The sequence below is a fragment of the Candidatus Pelagibacter sp. HIMB1746 genome (assembly GCF_052047555.1).
Classification (GTDB): domain Bacteria; phylum Pseudomonadota; class Alphaproteobacteria; order Pelagibacterales; family Pelagibacteraceae; genus Pelagibacter.
On the sequence record NZ_JBNAJZ010000003.1, the window covers coordinates 110,550 to 126,434 of the forward strand.

Here is a 15,885-nt window from a genome sequence, read left to right on the forward strand (position 1 = left end):
GACTATCTTACAAAAGATCCTTTTTTTCTAATTTTTTTTTGTAATTGCAAAATTCCGTATAATAATGCCTCTGCAGAAGGAGGGCATCCTGGAACATATACATCAACTGGAACTATACGATCACACCCTCTTACAACTGAATAAGAATAATGATAATAACCTCCACCATTAGCACAGCTACCCATAGAAATTACATATCTAGGTTCTGGCATTTGATCGTAAACTTTTCTTAAAGCTGGTGCCATTTTATTTGTCAAAGTTCCAGCAACAATCATTACATCTGATTGTCTTGGAGATCCACGGGGAGCAGCTCCAAACCTTTCCAAGTCATATCTAGGCATTGCTGTTTGCATCATTTCGACTGCACAGCACGCAAGACCAAAAGTCATCCAATGCAAAGAGCCAGATCTAGACCAATTAATTAAATTATCTAGCGATGTAGTTATAAAACCATTTTTACTAAAATCTTTGGCAAGTTGTTTAAACTCTTCAGGAACTTGTTCTATTTTATCGTTCATTAAATTAATTTTATTCCCAATCTAAAGCACCTTTTTTCCATTCATAAATAAAACCAACTGTAAGTATGAATAGAAAAATCATCATTGATGAAAAACCTAATAGACCAATATTTCCTAATGATATTGCCCATGGAAATAGAAAGGCAATTTCGAGATCAAATATGATAAATAGAATTGCAACTAAATAAAATCTTACATCAAACTCCATTCTGGAATCTTGAAACGGTTCGAAACCACATTCATATGCAGATAATTTTTCTGGATCAGGTTTTTTTGGAGAAAGTAAAAAATTTAACACTACAAAAGCAACGCTTAAACCAAGAGCGATAACTAAAAATAGAATAATTGGAAGGTAATCTTTTAAAAATTCAGATAACATGAAAATCTATATATCAGTTTTTATCTGATGTTGAAGGGAAGATAAGTCACATTTTATTAATATTAACAGACAGTTTATTGGGAAAAAGTGGCGGGAGTGAAGGGACTCGAACCCTCGACCTATCGCGTGACAGGCGATCGCTCTAACCAACTGAGCTACACCCCCACTTAAATTTGTTTGGTGGGCAGTAAAGGACTCGAACCTTTGACCCCCTCGGTGTAAACGAGATGCTCTACCAACTGAGGCCCCTACCTTAAACCAAATTATTACTTCAAAAAGTACCGTCCTACTACAATAAACGTACACTTTAATCAACAGTAAGTATATCAAATAATATGCTAAGAAAAAGTGATTATTAAATATCAAGTGTGTCGTGAAAGTGTCGAGAAATTATGTTGAACAAAACCTAAATAAAGGCATTGAGATTCCTAAAATTAATTCTGTAGTACCTTGAATCATATTCCATTGAAATGACTCTCTACGTGGCTCTAATGGACTCTTAAACACTATGTTTTGACTAGGGGGTATATGCGGGGTGCCCCAGGGGGTATAGGTATACTATAGATGTGCTCATGATAAATTCTCGGTTAATACTGTTAACTACATTGTGGTTAACTTAATTAAAATAAATACAAAACTTTAGTATCCCTAAATCAGTTGTTCCATTAATAGATAAGGGGGTGCTAGTGTTACTTTATTATGGGTATAGATATTAGTTTAAAACTCCCAAACATATGGTTCATTAAATTAAGTAAACTACTTTTATTCTTAGATTCTACTATAAAAGAGTCATGAATTGAGAGTATTGGTATTCTATTGTTAACCATATGTTCAATTATCTTTTCAGCTATGCAACTATCCTTAAACTGTAGTCTCTTTCCTACCCCTGTAAATAAATGATGTTTAATTGGAGCGTTTGCTTTTTCAAATAATCTAAGTCTTTTCCATATCTCCTTAGCAATAGGCACTTTTAATTTCTTTTTATTGCCAAGAGAATAATTCTCATCATTATCTTCTTCTATAGCTCCTTTTACAGCATAAACAAATTTATGTTTGTCAGTTATATTTAATGCAATTGTAATTATTAGTTTATTAATATCTCTTTCATCTCTATCAATACCCTTAAGTATATAAGGGTCAGCAGTATTATCATTTAAGTCATAGTAGTTAATACCTTCTTCAGAGTACAATAAATGAATATTGAGTGAGCTATAGTCTAGCTCCACATTTTTATTGTTATTGATAGTAATATATTTTCTAATATCTTTGCTCAAGTTTACCCACCATGGGCCATAGAACCTACCACCCAACTCGAAAGAGCTATCATTAAAAACTCGATGATATTCTGTGTTATTAAAATTAGTAGGTTTTATTTCTAAATAATTAGAAACCTTTTTGTTTCTTATTAACTTTATATTGGTTCTGAATAATAAATTATTATAAGCATGTAATTTAGATCTCATTGAATGTGTGGCTGAATTATCCTTATATTCTATAAGTTTTTTACTTTTATCTTTTAAACGAACACAATCCATTGGATTACTCTGTAAATACTTTGAAGCTATTTTATAATCCTTGAAAGCTTGTTTGAGTTTGTGAGTGACAGACATCTTTGATCGTTTGCCTTTTTTTTGGCTACCTAAAATATTTTTAATCCACCCATGTTCTTTAAGATTATCTACAAGAAAAATTAAAGGTCTATAGGAGATACGATTAGGGTTGTATCTGTTTGATTTTTTGTAATATTCTTTATCTCTAGAATAAACAACAAACAAATCTTCATTAATACTATTCGCAGTAAATAAATTAGCCAATATTACTCTTAATTGTTTTTTATAAAGCTTTAGATACTTAGAATTTATTTTATCTTTAAAGTCTAGTAATATTGTATCTACTAATCTGCTAGATTGTTTGCCAACTAGCTCTAAACTGATATTGAAAAAAATATCATTCTCCCAAGTTTCATCTTCTGAGATCTGACCAATTTCTATCATGATCTCTCGTTTAGTCATACCCTGGAAAGGATTTTTCATATGATTTCATATGGTTACTAAATAAAAAAATTAAAGACTTTCATTGATGATGGGTTAGACTCTCTGATCAGGATTTGGTAATCTTGGATTGTGAGATGATTAAGCTTTTTAAAATCTTAGGATTATTTTTTATTTTAATATCCCTAAATAATTGTGCAGATGTTGCTATAGGTGCGCTACAGGGTTTGGAAGAATCTGGAAGAGCTGATGCTAGATCTAAACAAGCTTGGGGAGAGCTAGGATATGATCAAAAAGAATTTGAGGACATATCTTTAAGATTTGAAAATTTTGAGAAATGTACTGAAGCAATCCGATCGAATAACAATTATAAATTTCTTAAAATGAGAAGTCCTAAGGTTAAAAGTTATGAGCATTATGCAGATAAAAGTTACGTTAATCAGGCGGAAAGAATGAGTATTTCTTGGGTTGGCAAAGAAACTGATAAATGTTCAGTTATTTTGAGAGATGCAAAATATAATTCACCTATGGCTCAAGAATTTATACTCATTCCTCAAAGACTTTTAATTCAACAACTTTTTTTATTAGCTAGTTTAGATAATAAAGAAATTAATTGGGGCGAATATAATCGAAAAACTGAGGAACTAGACAACTTTGCCGAAAAAAAAGTTAGTGATTTCCTGGAAAAAATGAAAAACCAATCATACCAAGTTAAAAACAGAATAATGATTTTAAATGAAATTGATACTCTAAATGCTAATAGAGCTTATTTAGACACCCAACTCCAGAGAAGCAAAAATCAACTAAAATCTTTAAGAAACGAAAATAGAAAACTTGAGAATGAAAAACGCAGAATTGAAATGTGCGTTCGAAATCCTGGAGAATATTTATATTGCTGAAAAGAATTAAATTAATAATAATTTTAATATCTATTTTGGTTTTTAGTTACTCTAACGCCGAAGAAATAAAACTTTCGTGTAAAGGAGTTCATACCTCTAAGAACTTTCCTCTTGGGGAAAATATTAAAGAAATAAAATATGAGGAAGATCTTCTTTTGGATACCGAAAAAAAAAGATTGTTTTGGATAAATATTAGACAATCTCATATCTTAGATGATGGAACTATAATTGAAGCTCATAAACCCTTGGTATTTAAAGATTTAACACCTACTAATTTAATTCAGTTTTATGATGAAAATGAAAACGTAATAACTTTTGCAAATGCATACTTGAATAAAAAACTGTATTCTATGGAACAGTTTTTAAAATTAGATCTAAAGTCGATGCCATCATCAACCACATTGGCAACATATTTTTATGGAATTGATAAGAAGACTTTTAATATTGATAAACGATTGCAGACAGAAAGCGCTTCATTACCTATTATAAATTTTACATGTGAGAAAATAAACTATTAATGAAAAAAATTTTATTAATTATAATTTTAAGCATTATAGGGTTAGTGACTGCTAATGCAGATGATGATTGTCCTGGTGATAAAGCAGAAATTATTTTAAATTTAGGCGGATCACCTGAACCAGAAAAAATTACTTATGCAACATACAGTACATGTTCAGGAATGCATGACTATTGTGGTACAATGGGATGTTCAGTCGAAGTTTTTAATCATGAAGGTAATATGGAATTAGGATATATTCATCCTGCTGACTGGTACATCAGACCAATTAATGTTTTAAGTCAAATACCAACATTCGAATTAGTTATGCCACTTTCTAATGGTAAGCTTAGAATAGTAAAAGTGATAAACGGTGAGCTTACCGCAACTGTTATTGAGAAATAAATGAAAAAGTTCTTATTAATATTTATACTGACATTATCTTGGAGCAATATCAGTTTAGCTGAGGTTTTAAATTTATATTGTGAATATATTGAAGGGAAAGTGAAAGAGAAAGAAGAAATAGAAAATATTCCAATTACTGATTACTCGATAGGTGATAGATTTCAAGATTATTTAAAAGGCTATAAAATAAAAATAAATGTATCTAAACAAAAAATTATTGAAGCTCCTCAATATAATCAAAAAGATGGTTGGAAAACTATCTTCGAAGAAGATGAAATTTTATGGTATCGAAGCGAAGCTGACTTAGATGTAAGTGTTCATTACATTTTAAATAGATATTCTGGTAAGTTGAGAGAAGAAACTCGAATACTTACTGGAGATAGAAAAAACGATACTTTTATGGTGCTCATATTTCAATGTTCAAAAGCTGAAAGATTATTTTAAATAAATGAAAAAAATATTATTTACCACAATCTGTATTTTATTTTGGTCTAGTATTTTATACGCGGATGATAGATACAAACCTTGGGTTTATAATGACACTAAAATTTCAGAAAAATGTCTAAAACATTTATATCCTTTAGCATCAGGTGATTGGTATGAAGAATACTACAATGAGTACTTTGGAAAAGATCTTAGTTTTGGAGATATCGAGTTTGAATATTTTACAATAGTAATAGGTGAACATTTAAATAAAGAAATTTCTATTGGTCATAAATTTAAATCTTCCTGGGATGAAGAGATGACTTTAACGAGATATTTAGATGAATGTAATAAAGGTGATGAATTTCAATATAAAGTGATGACTGAACTTCCTAAAGTATATTGTAATGATTTTGCTCCTAATCTTGAAAGAGATTGTCTAAGTGCAGTTCTTATAAAACACTACTCTGAAACTAGAGTAAGGGTATACGGAATGACTGTTTATGGTCTTTATGATTTAGAAGGTAGGTTAGCTATTTTACCTTTAAGAAATCTTAAATAATGAAAAAACTTCTATCGATCCTGGTTATTGGCTGAATGAACAAAATCATAAATTTAGAAAAATTTAATTTCCATATATACATAATTGCTGCGTATACTAAAGGCCCTGTTAAAATTGGTTTTAGTCATCACCCACCATCAAGATTAAAGGAAATTCAAACTGGAAATCCTGATAAATTACGCTTATGTGGATCTCTTAGTTTTAATAAAAAAATTGAAGTTGAGCTGATAGAAAAAATTATTCACTCACATCTAAAAGATAACAATCTTCATTTACGTGGTGAATGGTTTAATATAAGTGTAAAAACTGCTTTAAGTATCTTTCAAACTTTTCCTTTATGTAGAGAAAATTTATTTAGTGGAATTGAAATTAAAAAGGGAAAAATTATAAATACAATTGATTTAATACAATATGGACTTCAAAAAAATATAATAAATGATGATGAATATCATTTATTAAACGAAGGATTTTTTCTTGAAGTAGATAATTGTCAATTCAATGATTTTACAATTAACACCTGATCTCAACATTATTTTAGAAGAGCATTTAGCTGATAAATTAAGGTATTAGACTAAAAGAACTAATTTTGTTAAAATTAAAAAATGTTCTTTCTAAATTTTTGGATGTTCAGAGTAATGGCTTGTTTGATTACTCTTTACTTTTTTGTACAAATTGTTTCGTCATCAGGTTTAGAAGATACTCCATTTCAAATTTTAATACCATTTGCATTACCTCTAATTGCTTTGTTTTGGATCGATTATCCAAAATTTTACTTTAAATATATTTATAAAGATAAAGAAATTTCAAAAAAGGTTAGGAAAAAAACAAAAAAGAAAAAAAGAAATGTTAGAGCTAGAAGTTAAATTTAATAGAAAAATATCCATTAAAGAGTTTGATAATCAAATAATTAAATTGGTAAATAATTTTCCTAAAGATAAAAAGATCTTAATTAGTTTAAAAGATACTAAAGATTATTTTATTGCTATATTTAAAGAAAACCCAAATACAACAACCAATAAACGTTGGGAATGGTCTGGAATTTATGAGTAATTCTAAAAATAGATTCAATGAATTAGTTAATATTTGTAAAAAGAATAATAGAGCTCTCCCTGTCAAATGGTATGAAATTGAAAAAATACTTCATTTAAATAAATTACCAAAGCACTGTTATCATCATTATTGTTGTTATGTTTTAGCTTATGCTCATGCATTTAACTTTGAACAAAAAATTGAAAGATTTCATAAGCAATTACAATACGGAGTATTTTGGTCTCATAATCCAAAAGCATACGAGGAATTAAAAGATTATTTAATAAACTTAAAAAGAGAAGATTGGCTCTATAAATGGCCAGATACTGAAAGCTCGTACACTCCTAGAATACAATTAAATAGCTAGATGTCTCTTACTTATAAAAACGCCGATCCTTTGATCCATGGAGCTGTTAAAAATCTAACGTGTATCACCAAGGTAGATAAGCAACCTCATCACAAAGAACAATACTATTATATATTTTGGGTATCCCATATTAATAAAGTTCATATCTCTGGTGGATTAAATAAAAATGAAGTGATTGAAAGATTTAAAATTTCAGCAGAGGAATTTGATGATAAGCTAGAGTTAAATGAATTTTTTTGCAAAGTTTGTAACTCTGAAAGTGATACGGCTTTTTCAAGCCTTGCAAAAACAGGAAACAAAACTTGTATAAATTGTTTAAATAAATGAAAGAACTTAAGGAAAGTAAATGCACAAAACTTTATTAAAAGTCAAAAATAAAAGGTTAGCTGAGCTTGTAGAAAATATAATAAACAAAATGAGTAAAAATGAAATTTTACAGTGTGTTCAGTCTGAGTCCTCAATGCTTGCTCCACAATTTAAAAATCCTGAATTAGTAATGAACCTTAATAATGCAATGCTAGAATTTTTAGATACCCCTATATTAGCAGGAAAAAATAAGGGTGAGATATCTGCTACAGTCATAAAAGTAGAAGGAGCATATAAGACCCTGAGAAATATGATTAAAAAGGATGTAAAATTATTAAAACCATTAGACAAAAAAAGCATGGATGCTCTTTTCTATCTTCATGTTTATGATTTAGCATTAGTAGCATCTGAAAAAAGAGCGTTTAGAAAAATGCTTGGAATTAAAAAAGGTTTTTTTGGTTAGATTAAATTATTAATGATTGATTAAATGAAGAAAATTATATCAATTCTGGTTCTTAGTTTGTTGTTTGGAGGGAGTGCTTATACAGACGAAATTAATTATGAGTGGTTTAAGACTCAAACTAAACATCAAAGTGCAAATGGTCTTGTTTTAGAAGATAGATTTAAAAATTTCTTAAAAGAAAATATCCCCTCTACTAATGTTTATTTAGGAATGAACAAAGGTAAAGAAAAAGTTCCATTGTTAGAATCATATCTTAAAGTTTTAGGAGGCCCCCCCAATGACATCATATACAAAAATAATAAAAGATATATTTTTACTAGTGCCTGTAGACATCAATCGTGTCCTGAAAAAGGTGTGCTGTTTATTGATACAGAGAAAGAACATACAATAGGTTTAATAAGACATTCTTTTTTTAATGACACAAAATTTACAAGTGATGAAGATTTTTTAATTTTCTCAAAAAATCATAAATCATTTGATGAAATTCCATTAATTTTTATAGAGATGGTAAAAGATTGGATTGTAAGTGAACTTAAAATTAAATTTCCATCTAAAGTAAGATTTATTGGGAGCGAATATAAAATAATAGATGTGCCTGTATATAAATTTATGACAGGTGACATTCAATTAGCTGAGTGCGAAGGCACAGATTTCAAAAAATATAAAAATTGTAAAGGTTTTTCTGAAAATGAAAATTTTACAGATTATGTCATTAAAAAATATGGTGAAAAATATGGAGAAAATATTTGGACAAGAAATTATTTTGGTGCATTTGGTGATGATCCAGGAAAATATGAAGGTAAAGGTGCTTTTATTTGGTATAGAGATGGAAAATCTTACGCCACTTACTTGGGTAACTTTTTTGAAAGTGAGTCTCATGGAAAAGGAAATATTATTTGGCAATCAGGAGATCGATACTCTGGTCAATTTGAAAAAGGTTATCTGCAAGGAACAGGAACTCTTAAATGGAAAAAAGGAGGACAATACTCTGGTCAGTTTAAGGAAAATTTATTTCATGGAAAAGGCGAAGAAATTTGGCCGAATGGAGATAAGTATATAGGAGAGTACAAAGAAGGTGCAAAACATGGGGAAGGAATCCAAATTTTTGCTGATGGGACACAATACAAAGTAAATTATCATAATGGTGAACTTAACGATCCAAAATTAAAATTAGAATGCAGAATGTTAGATGGGAACATTGAAACTGATACTTTTTTCGTAAGAGATTTAAACCAATCATCTTTATTCGAAATTTTGGAATATACAGAAAAAGAAATAAGATATGCTTATACAACAGTAACAACAGTCACAGCTGAAAATACTTATGTATTTAATCGTGATACAAAGATGCTTACAATTCCAAGTGTTGATGACAAAGGTAATCTTAAAACATTAAAAGCAAAGTGTAACGATACAGGAAAGTCTCTGAGAGTAATTTTAGAAAGTAATCAAAACTTTGCTTGGAAAATAAAAGATAAGTACTTAAAACCTGAATGCTTATATGAAAATAATTTATATGTAGGGATGTCTTTTGATAAGTATGAAGAATATTATACAAAATATTTAGGCAAAGAAACAACCGATCCCTTTACTGATAAAGAATTTATTAATTTTTATAAAAACATTGGATTATATTTAGGAAAACAAATACCTATTAATCACACATTTAAACCAAGTTGGAGTAGTTCATCTTTTCAACCTGATGATACTTTATCTTTAACTTTAGATTTAAGTAATTGTATAGAGGAGAATTCAACTTCAAAAGTATACTTTGATCAATCAAAATTTTTTATTAGTGAACTAAAAGATGTAAAACCAGAGGATATAAAAGTTTTAGCACCACATATTAATCAAGAATTTATTAGTATTAAGAGATTTACAATTAATGAACATACGATTGATGGTTTTAAAGATCTTTATAGTTCTATTTATGGAATTTTAGATATTGAAGGAAAACTGTTTATGGTGCCTTTAAAACATGGATCTTAAAAAATAATGCTTTGTTACAATCTTTATAGCTAAAAATGAAAAAACTGACACCCAAAAATAAGAGATTGGTAGAGAGTATTAATGCTTCTAGAGAAGACATAGCAGATCTTTATTATGCTTTGATGCTCTATAATTTATTAATGCATTTTCAAGATAAGATTTTTAAAAGACCAAATGATTTTATTAAATGGTCTCGTAAAGAACATAAAAAATTAATAAAATCTATTAAAAGCCCTTACAGTCAATTTAGAAACAATAATCAAATGAATGATTTTATCCTTTATACAACAGATGGAGTACAAGTTCCATTAAGGTATGTTTTAAGAAGTGCGAAAGGAGGAGATCAGGACATAGATGCTACTAATAATCTTATACGAACATATATTGATAGTTTTGAATCAGACATAGTTTGGGATGTATTTGAAAAAATTGCTTGGGATTATCATATTTTAAAATAAAATTTTTTTTGGAAATTAATTGAGTTTCTTTACTACATCCTCTACCTTTAAATTATTATAAGTCCTGAGTAACATTCTTGGATCAGAATGTCCTGCAATTAACATAGTCTCAGCAACTGATAATTTTTTCTTTAACATAAAATTTGTTAAGGATTGTTTTCTTAGGTCGTGGAAGTGTGCGTCCTTTATTCCATAATAATCACAAAGTTTTTTAAACTGTTTGCTTAAAGCATTTCCTGTAATATTAAACGGTAGTTCAGCATTATTTAATAATGATAATGCTTTTAATGTTAAAGGAATAGTTCTTGGTTTCGTTTTTGCAATAGGTATGAACAATGTATTTCCGTTAATGTGTTTAGGTTTAATTCTTAATATCTCACCTTGTCTCATTGCTGTCTCCAAGGCTATTTGAATTATTAATCTTAGTTTAGGAGAAGCTCTATTACCTTTAATAAGTTTATCCAATTCTTGATCGGTAAATCTTCTGTTTCTTGGTTCTGCTTTCTTAGGTCTCCTAATACAAAGAACTGGATTTTCTACAGAATAACCCCACTCTTTTTTAAATGTCGTATACATACTTGATAAAACATCAAGTCTACGATTAATAGTACCTGCCGTTAACTCATTAGCCCGTTTATTTTTATATTTATTTATGGTATCTGGTACTATTCTATTAATAGGAAAGGTAGCCCAATCTTCTTTTAGGAAATTTAAAATCGTACATTTTTCATCAGAGTAGCTTTTTTTTAAAACTGATATCTCTTCAATGTATCTCTGGGCAACTTCCTCAAAGTTAGGAAATTTTATTATGGCTATCCCCGCCTCTTCTCTTCTTAACTTGACCTCTATTATTTCTGCCCATCGTTTTGCATCAGTCTTTGATACAAAAGATTTAATTATACTTGGATGACCATTTATACGGACAATTGCCTGCCATTTTCCATAATGTTTTCTTACTGTCGCCATGCTTTAATCCTTTCTTTTTGGATCAAAGTGTGTCGTCAGAGTGTCGGAAAGTTTCTTGAGTTAAATTTTGGTGGGCAGTAAAGGACTCGAACCTTTGACCCCCTCGGTGTAAACGAGATGCTCTACCAACTGAGCTAACCGCCCCAAAACAGAGCTACTTATTACATCAACACTTAAATAAAGTAAATTAATTATTATTGAATACTAGCTTGAGATTTATCGTCTTTTTTAGCCAAATCTACCTCAACCCATTCTGTAGGTTTAAGTTCTTTAGTTAAAGCAATTTTAATTACTTGGTCGGCATATTCAACTGGTGTAATTTTGATGTCATCTATAATTTTCTTAGGCATATCCACTAAATCTTTTTCATTTTCTTTTGGAATCAAAACTTCTTTAATTCCAGCTCTATGAGCAGCTAATAATTTTTCTTTAAGGCCACCTATTGGCAATACTTGACCTGTTAATGTTACCTCACCAGTCATAGCAACATCTCTTCTCACTGGTATATTCGTAATTGATGAAACTATTGAGGTAACCATTCCGATTCCAGCAGATGGACCATCTTTTGGTGTTGCTCCTTCTGGTACATGAATGTGAAAATCTTTTTTCTCAAATAGAGGTGGAATAATTCCGTACTCTAAACATTTTGATCTAACAAAAGATTTTGCAGCTTTTACAGATTCTTGCATCACATCACCTAGCTTACCAGTTATTTGCATTCTTCCTTTTCCAGGCATAGTTACTGTTTCAATTTTTAAAATTTCACCACCATACTCAGTCCAAGCAAGTCCAGTTACAATACCTACTCTATTTTCAGATTCTAATTCACCAAATTTAAACTTAGCTACACCAAGAAAATCAGATAAATTTTTATTATTAATTTGGACTTCTTTTTCTTCACCCGCTACAATTTTTTTAACAACTTTTCTAGCAAGTTTAGAAATTTCTCTTTCTAAATTTCTAACTCCTGACTCTTTTGTGTATCCTCTAATCACTTCTTTTATGATGTCGTCCTCCAATTTCATTTCTTTTTCTTTGACACCGTTATCTTTAATTTGTTTAGGAAGTAGATATTTATTGGCTATACTAATTTTTTCATCTTCAGTGTAACCAGCTAATCTTATTACTTCCATTCTGTCTAATAATGGAGGTAATATATTTAGAGTATTTGCTGTTGTTACAAACATTACATCAGATAAATCATAATCAACCTCTAAATAATGATCGTTAAAAGTTGTATTTTGTTCTGGGTCTAAAGCCTCTAATAACGCTGAAGATGGATCACCTCTATAGTCATTTCCAATTTTATCTATCTCATCGAGTAAAATTAGAGGATTTTTTGTTCCAGCTTTTTTCATCATTTGAATTATTTTACCTGGTAATGATCCGATATAAGTTCTTCTATGCCCTCTTATTTCTGCTTCGTCTCTCATCCCACCTACAGACATTCTAACAAATTCTCTGTTAGTTGCTTTTGCTATTGATTTACCTAAAGATGTTTTACCAACACCAGGGGGGCCAACTAAACATAATATTGGGCCTTTAATTTTTTCCATTCTTTTTTGAACAGCTAAAAATTCAATTATTCTTTCTTTAACTTTTTCTAGTCCAAAATGATCTTTATCGAGAATATTTAATGCTTTGGTTAAATCGATATCAACTTCACTTTTCTTGTGCCAAGGTAGTTCAGTCATCCAATCGAGATAGTTTCTAACCACTGTAGCTTCAGCTGACATTGGGCTCATATTCTTCAATTTTTTAAGTTCCTGAAGACATTTTTTTTCAACTTCTTTTGGCATTTTTGCTTTTGTGATAGCTTTATTTAAACTAGTAGTTTCGTCTTTACCGTCTTCAATCTCACCAAGTTCTTTTTGAATAGCTTTAAGCTGTTCATTTAAATAATATTCTCTCTGAGTTTTCTCCATTTGAGTTTTAACTCGTCCTCGAATTCTTTTCTCTACACCTATTATACTTGTTTCATTCTCCATAATTTTGATTATGGCGTTCAATCTCTTCTTAACATCAACTGTTTCAAAAATTTGTTGTTTTTCAGAAATTGTAGCTGTGATATGTGAAGCAATATTATCAGCTATTTGCGAAGGATCTTTTAACTGCTTAATTGTATTTATTGTTTCGTTCGAAATTTTCTTATTTATTGAAGTTAACTTTTCTAATCTTCTTAATGCAGTAGCTGCTAAAGGAAATAAATCTTCCTCTTTTGGCAAAATATCATTGAAATATGTATAGTCACACGTAATAAATTTTTCGTTATCTTTAAAGTCTAAAATTTTAACTCTTTTAATTCCTTCTACTAAAACTTTTACAGTTCCATCTGGTAACTTTAATAATTGTAGGATGCTTCCCTCACAACCATACATAAATACATCTGTTTTCTTAGGATCATCAATCTCTGAGTTTTTTTGTGTTACAAGAATAATCTTCTTATCTTTTTTCATCACCTCATTAAGAGCAGAAATAGATTTATCTCTTCCCACAAATAAAGGTATTACCATGCTTGGGAAGACTACAATGTCTCTTAAAGGTAATAACGGCAATGATATTTTAACGTCCATAGGATTAATATGGATATTATATATTATATTGCAATAGGTTTTTGTTACTTATTAAGGGTATTAAGCCGCTGATGTTTTGCCAGACTTAGATTTATTTTCGCCTTTAGAATGAACTAAAATTGGTTGTGATTGACCTTTTGCGGCACTTGCATCAACAATTACTTCTTCAATGTTATCTTGGCTTGGGAGATCATACATAGTTTTTAATAATATATTTTCTAAAATTGATCTTAAACCTCTTGCACCTGTTTTTTTACTAATTGCTTTTTGAGCTATTTCTTTAAGAGCATTTTCTTTAAATGTTAATTTCGCACCATCTAACTTAAATAGTTCTTGATACTGTTTAGTTAAAGAATTTTTAGGTTCTTGTAAAATTTTGATCAATGATTTTTCATCTAAATCCTCAAGAGTTGCTATCATTGGTAGTCTTCCAATAAACTCTGGTATCAACCCAAATTTTAATAAATCCTCAGGTTCTAGTCCCTTCATCCACTCTCCTGTTTTCTTATCTTGAGTGTTTTTTACGTCAGCTCCAAAGCCGATTGAAGTGCCTTTATCTCTTTGAGAAATAATTTTGTCTAATCCAGCAAATGCACCTCCACAAATAAAAAGAATATTTGTTGTGTCTACTTGTAAAAATTCTTGTTGAGGATGTTTTCTGCCTCCTTGAGGTGGAACACTTGCAACAGTTCCTTCCATTATTTTCAATAAAGCTTGCTGAACTCCTTCTCCAGATACATCTCTTGTAATGGATGGATTCTCAGATTTTCTACTAATCTTATCAACCTCGTCGATATAAACTATTCCACGTTGTGCTTTTTCAACATTATAATCTGAAGCTTGAAGTAATTTTAAAATTATATTTTCAACATCCTCACCAACGTATCCTGCTTCTGTCAAAGTTGTTGCGTCTGCCATTGTAAATGGAACATCTAAAATTCTAGCAAGAGTTTGTGCTAATAAAGTTTTACCACAACCAGTAGGACCGACTAATAAAATGTTGGATTTAGATAATTCTACATTCTTACTAGTTTTGTTTTCATAATTTAGTCTTTTGTAATGATTGTGTACAGCCACCGACAAAACTTTCTTAGCATGTGATTGACCAATTACATAATCATCTAGCACTGTACAAATTTCTTTTGGTGAAGGAAGACCGTCTTGGTGTTTAACAAAAGTATCTTTGCTTTCCTCCTTTATTATATCCATACAAAGCTCAACACATTCATCACAAATAAATACAGTTGGACCTGCAATTAATTTTCTAACCTCGTGTTGGCTCTTTCCGCAAAAAGAACAGTAAAGAATATTTTTGTTATTTGTACTCATAATTTTTTAAACGAATCAATTTCATTACTTTATTATAGATGACTCATACTAATCAAGTTTGGATTAGTAAGTTATCAATATATTGTGTATTATGATCTTTTTTCTACTACTTCGTCAATAAGACCAAATGATTTTGCGACATCAGCAGTCATGAAGTTATCTCTCTCTAAAGCAGATTTTATTTCATCAACAGTTTTACCTGTATGTTTTGAATAAATTTCATTTAATCTTTTCTTTAATGACAAGACTTCATTAGCATGAATTTCTATATCTGTAGCTTGTCCTTGAAAACCTGCTGAAGGTTGGTGAACCATTATTCTTGAGTTGGGTAAAGAAAACCTCTTACCTTTAGTTCCTGCAGCCAACAAAAATGATCCCATTGATGCAGCTTGCCCAATACATAAAGTTGAAATATCAGGTTTTACATATTGCATGGTATCGTAAATCCCAAGACCCGCTGTAACCAATCCACCAGGACTATTGATGTATAAATAAATTTCTTTTTTAGGATCTTCAGCTTCTAAAAATAATAACTGAGCTGTTACTAAGGATGCAATATTGTCATTTATCTGACCTGTTAAAAAAATAATTCTTTCCTTTAGAAGTCTTGAATAGATATCATAAGCTCTCTCACCTTTGCTTGATTGCTCTACAACCATCGGCACTAGATTGCTCATATGTTCTGATAATTTTGTTGTCATAAGTTGATTCTTTCTACTTATACAACTTGTG

20 protein-coding genes and 3 tRNA genes are annotated in these 15,885 nt (G+C 29.9%); 13 read left to right on the forward strand and 10 right to left on the reverse strand.

Annotated elements, in window-relative coordinates:
- Positions 1 to 2: 2 nt before the first annotated feature.
- The 5 genes from ACTTBM_RS04550 to ACTTBM_RS04570 form a co-directional block, all read right to left on the reverse strand.
- Positions 3 to 518, reverse strand: a complete 516-nt coding sequence (locus ACTTBM_RS04550; protein WP_440634900.1) for a NuoB/complex I 20 kDa subunit family protein — start codon at positions 516 to 518, stop codon at positions 3 to 5.
- 10 nt (positions 519 to 528) lie between these two features.
- Positions 529 to 897: an NADH-quinone oxidoreductase subunit A gene (locus ACTTBM_RS04555; protein WP_075506634.1), complete on the reverse strand. Its 369-nt coding sequence runs from the start codon at positions 895 to 897 to the stop codon at positions 529 to 531.
- A gap of 88 nt (positions 898 to 985) precedes the next feature.
- Positions 986 to 1,062 (reverse strand) — tRNA-Asp (locus ACTTBM_RS04560).
- Positions 1,063 to 1,075: 13 nt separating this feature from the next.
- Positions 1,076 to 1,146 (reverse strand) — tRNA-Val (locus tag ACTTBM_RS04565).
- Between the two features lie 440 nt (positions 1,147 to 1,586).
- Entirely contained in the window at positions 1,587 to 2,930 is a 1,344-nt protein-coding gene (locus tag ACTTBM_RS04570; RefSeq protein WP_440634901.1) for a hypothetical protein, read from the reverse strand.
- Between the two features lie 95 nt (positions 2,931 to 3,025).
- Here ACTTBM_RS04570 and ACTTBM_RS04575 point away from each other — a divergent pair, with 95 nt between their 5' ends.
- The 13 genes from ACTTBM_RS04575 to ACTTBM_RS04635 all read left to right on the forward strand — a co-directional run bounded on the left by ACTTBM_RS04575 (position 3,026) and on the right by ACTTBM_RS04635 (position 10,285).
- On the forward strand, positions 3,026 to 3,787 hold the full coding sequence (locus ACTTBM_RS04575) for a hypothetical protein (protein WP_440634902.1): 762 nt from the start codon (positions 3,026 to 3,028) through the stop codon (positions 3,785 to 3,787).
- Positions 3,781 to 4,305 carry a hypothetical protein gene (locus ACTTBM_RS04580; protein ID WP_440634903.1) on the forward strand — a complete coding sequence of 175 codons (525 nt, stop codon included), beginning with the start codon at positions 3,781 to 3,783 and terminating at the stop codon, positions 4,303 to 4,305. Before ACTTBM_RS04575 ends, ACTTBM_RS04580 begins: the two co-directional genes overlap by 7 nt.
- Entirely contained in the window at positions 4,305 to 4,688 is a 384-nt protein-coding gene (locus tag ACTTBM_RS04585; protein ID WP_440634904.1) for a hypothetical protein, read from the forward strand. The genes ACTTBM_RS04580 and ACTTBM_RS04585 overlap by 1 nt, the downstream gene beginning before the upstream one ends.
- The gene (locus tag ACTTBM_RS04590; RefSeq protein ID WP_440634905.1) at positions 4,689 to 5,132 is read left to right on the forward strand and encodes a hypothetical protein; all 444 of its coding nucleotides are present in this window, start codon (positions 4,689 to 4,691) and stop codon (positions 5,130 to 5,132) included.
- Between the two features lie 4 nt (positions 5,133 to 5,136).
- Positions 5,137 to 5,673 carry a hypothetical protein gene (locus tag ACTTBM_RS04595; RefSeq protein ID WP_440634906.1) on the forward strand — a complete coding sequence of 179 codons (537 nt, stop codon included), beginning with the start codon at positions 5,137 to 5,139 and terminating at the stop codon, positions 5,671 to 5,673.
- Positions 5,674 to 5,708: 35 nt separating this feature from the next.
- Complete coding sequence (locus tag ACTTBM_RS04600; RefSeq protein WP_440634907.1) at positions 5,709 to 6,194, forward strand: GIY-YIG nuclease family protein; 486 nt, start codon at positions 5,709 to 5,711, stop codon at positions 6,192 to 6,194.
- Between the two features lie 81 nt (positions 6,195 to 6,275).
- Positions 6,276 to 6,536, forward strand: a complete 261-nt coding sequence (locus tag ACTTBM_RS04605) for a hypothetical protein (RefSeq protein WP_440634908.1) — start codon at positions 6,276 to 6,278, stop codon at positions 6,534 to 6,536.
- Positions 6,517 to 6,723: a hypothetical protein gene (locus ACTTBM_RS04610; RefSeq protein ID WP_440634909.1), complete on the forward strand. Its 207-nt coding sequence runs from the start codon at positions 6,517 to 6,519 to the stop codon at positions 6,721 to 6,723. Before ACTTBM_RS04605 ends, ACTTBM_RS04610 begins: the two co-directional genes overlap by 20 nt.
- On the forward strand, positions 6,716 to 7,069 hold the full coding sequence (locus ACTTBM_RS04615) for a hypothetical protein (RefSeq protein WP_440634910.1): 354 nt from the start codon (positions 6,716 to 6,718) through the stop codon (positions 7,067 to 7,069). Before ACTTBM_RS04610 ends, ACTTBM_RS04615 begins: the two co-directional genes overlap by 8 nt.
- Positions 7,070 to 7,396, forward strand: a complete 327-nt coding sequence (locus tag ACTTBM_RS04620; RefSeq protein ID WP_440634911.1) for a hypothetical protein — start codon at positions 7,070 to 7,072, stop codon at positions 7,394 to 7,396.
- Between the two features lie 19 nt (positions 7,397 to 7,415).
- Positions 7,416 to 7,838: a hypothetical protein gene (locus tag ACTTBM_RS04625; protein ID WP_440634912.1), complete on the forward strand. Its 423-nt coding sequence runs from the start codon at positions 7,416 to 7,418 to the stop codon at positions 7,836 to 7,838.
- 24 nt (positions 7,839 to 7,862) lie between these two features.
- Positions 7,863 to 9,827: an MORN repeat-containing protein gene (locus ACTTBM_RS04630; protein ID WP_440634913.1), complete on the forward strand. Its 1,965-nt coding sequence runs from the start codon at positions 7,863 to 7,865 to the stop codon at positions 9,825 to 9,827.
- A gap of 35 nt (positions 9,828 to 9,862) precedes the next feature.
- Positions 9,863 to 10,285, forward strand: coding sequence for a hypothetical protein (locus ACTTBM_RS04635; RefSeq protein WP_440634914.1), 423 nt, complete (start codon positions 9,863 to 9,865; stop codon positions 10,283 to 10,285).
- A 15-nt stretch (positions 10,286 to 10,300) separates the two neighbouring features.
- Here the strand turns inward: ACTTBM_RS04635 and ACTTBM_RS04640 are convergent, their stop codons facing one another.
- The 5 genes from ACTTBM_RS04640 to clpP form a co-directional block, all read right to left on the reverse strand.
- Positions 10,301 to 11,251 carry a tyrosine-type recombinase/integrase gene (locus ACTTBM_RS04640; protein ID WP_440634915.1) on the reverse strand — a complete coding sequence of 317 codons (951 nt, stop codon included), beginning with the start codon at positions 11,249 to 11,251 and terminating at the stop codon, positions 10,301 to 10,303.
- Between the two features lie 68 nt (positions 11,252 to 11,319).
- Positions 11,320 to 11,395, reverse strand: a tRNA-Val gene (locus tag ACTTBM_RS04645).
- 50 nt (positions 11,396 to 11,445) lie between these two features.
- Positions 11,446 to 13,824 carry an endopeptidase La gene (gene lon, locus ACTTBM_RS04650; RefSeq protein ID WP_440634916.1) on the reverse strand — a complete coding sequence of 793 codons (2,379 nt, stop codon included), beginning with the start codon at positions 13,822 to 13,824 and terminating at the stop codon, positions 11,446 to 11,448.
- A 60-nt stretch (positions 13,825 to 13,884) separates the two neighbouring features.
- Positions 13,885 to 15,153, reverse strand: a complete 1,269-nt coding sequence (gene clpX, locus ACTTBM_RS04655; RefSeq protein ID WP_440634917.1) for an ATP-dependent Clp protease ATP-binding subunit ClpX — start codon at positions 15,151 to 15,153, stop codon at positions 13,885 to 13,887.
- A gap of 89 nt (positions 15,154 to 15,242) precedes the next feature.
- Positions 15,243 to 15,854 carry an ATP-dependent Clp endopeptidase proteolytic subunit ClpP gene (gene clpP / locus ACTTBM_RS04660; protein WP_262589313.1) on the reverse strand — a complete coding sequence of 204 codons (612 nt, stop codon included), beginning with the start codon at positions 15,852 to 15,854 and terminating at the stop codon, positions 15,243 to 15,245.
- Positions 15,855 to 15,885: the final 31 nt, after the last annotated feature.

Coding starts and splice junctions, on each gene's coding strand:
- ACTTBM_RS04640 (WP_440634915.1), bottom strand. CDS start 11,251: ATGGCGACAGTAAGAAAACATTATGGAAAATGGCAGGCAATTGTCCGT.
- ACTTBM_RS04600 (WP_440634907.1), top strand. CDS start 5,709: ATGAACAAAATCATAAATTTAGAAAAATTTAATTTCCATATATACATA.
- lon (WP_440634916.1), bottom strand. CDS start 13,824: ATGGACGTTAAAATATCATTGCCGTTATTACCTTTAAGAGACATTGTA.
- ACTTBM_RS04575 (WP_440634902.1), top strand. CDS start 3,026: ATGATTAAGCTTTTTAAAATCTTAGGATTATTTTTTATTTTAATATCC.
- ACTTBM_RS04630 (WP_440634913.1), top strand. CDS start 7,863: ATGAAGAAAATTATATCAATTCTGGTTCTTAGTTTGTTGTTTGGAGGG.
- ACTTBM_RS04625 (WP_440634912.1), top strand. CDS start 7,416: ATGCACAAAACTTTATTAAAAGTCAAAAATAAAAGGTTAGCTGAGCTT.
- ACTTBM_RS04605 (WP_440634908.1), top strand. CDS start 6,276: ATGTTCTTTCTAAATTTTTGGATGTTCAGAGTAATGGCTTGTTTGATT.
- clpP (WP_262589313.1), bottom strand. CDS start 15,854: ATGACAACAAAATTATCAGAACATATGAGCAATCTAGTGCCGATGGTT.
- ACTTBM_RS04585 (WP_440634904.1), top strand. CDS start 4,305: ATGAAAAAAATTTTATTAATTATAATTTTAAGCATTATAGGGTTAGTG.
- ACTTBM_RS04615 (WP_440634910.1), top strand. CDS start 6,716: ATGAGTAATTCTAAAAATAGATTCAATGAATTAGTTAATATTTGTAAA.
- ACTTBM_RS04550 (WP_440634900.1), bottom strand. CDS start 518: ATGAACGATAAAATAGAACAAGTTCCTGAAGAGTTTAAACAACTTGCC.
- ACTTBM_RS04595 (WP_440634906.1), top strand. CDS start 5,137: ATGAAAAAAATATTATTTACCACAATCTGTATTTTATTTTGGTCTAGT.
- ACTTBM_RS04555 (WP_075506634.1), bottom strand. CDS start 897: ATGTTATCTGAATTTTTAAAAGATTACCTTCCAATTATTCTATTTTTA.
- ACTTBM_RS04610 (WP_440634909.1), top strand. CDS start 6,517: ATGTTAGAGCTAGAAGTTAAATTTAATAGAAAAATATCCATTAAAGAG.
- ACTTBM_RS04570 (WP_440634901.1), bottom strand. CDS start 2,930: ATGAAAAATCCTTTCCAGGGTATGACTAAACGAGAGATCATGATAGAA.
- clpX (WP_440634917.1), bottom strand. CDS start 15,153: ATGAGTACAAATAACAAAAATATTCTTTACTGTTCTTTTTGCGGAAAG.
- ACTTBM_RS04635 (WP_440634914.1), top strand. CDS start 9,863: ATGAAAAAACTGACACCCAAAAATAAGAGATTGGTAGAGAGTATTAAT.
- ACTTBM_RS04590 (WP_440634905.1), top strand. CDS start 4,689: ATGAAAAAGTTCTTATTAATATTTATACTGACATTATCTTGGAGCAAT.
- ACTTBM_RS04620 (WP_440634911.1), top strand. CDS start 7,070: ATGTCTCTTACTTATAAAAACGCCGATCCTTTGATCCATGGAGCTGTT.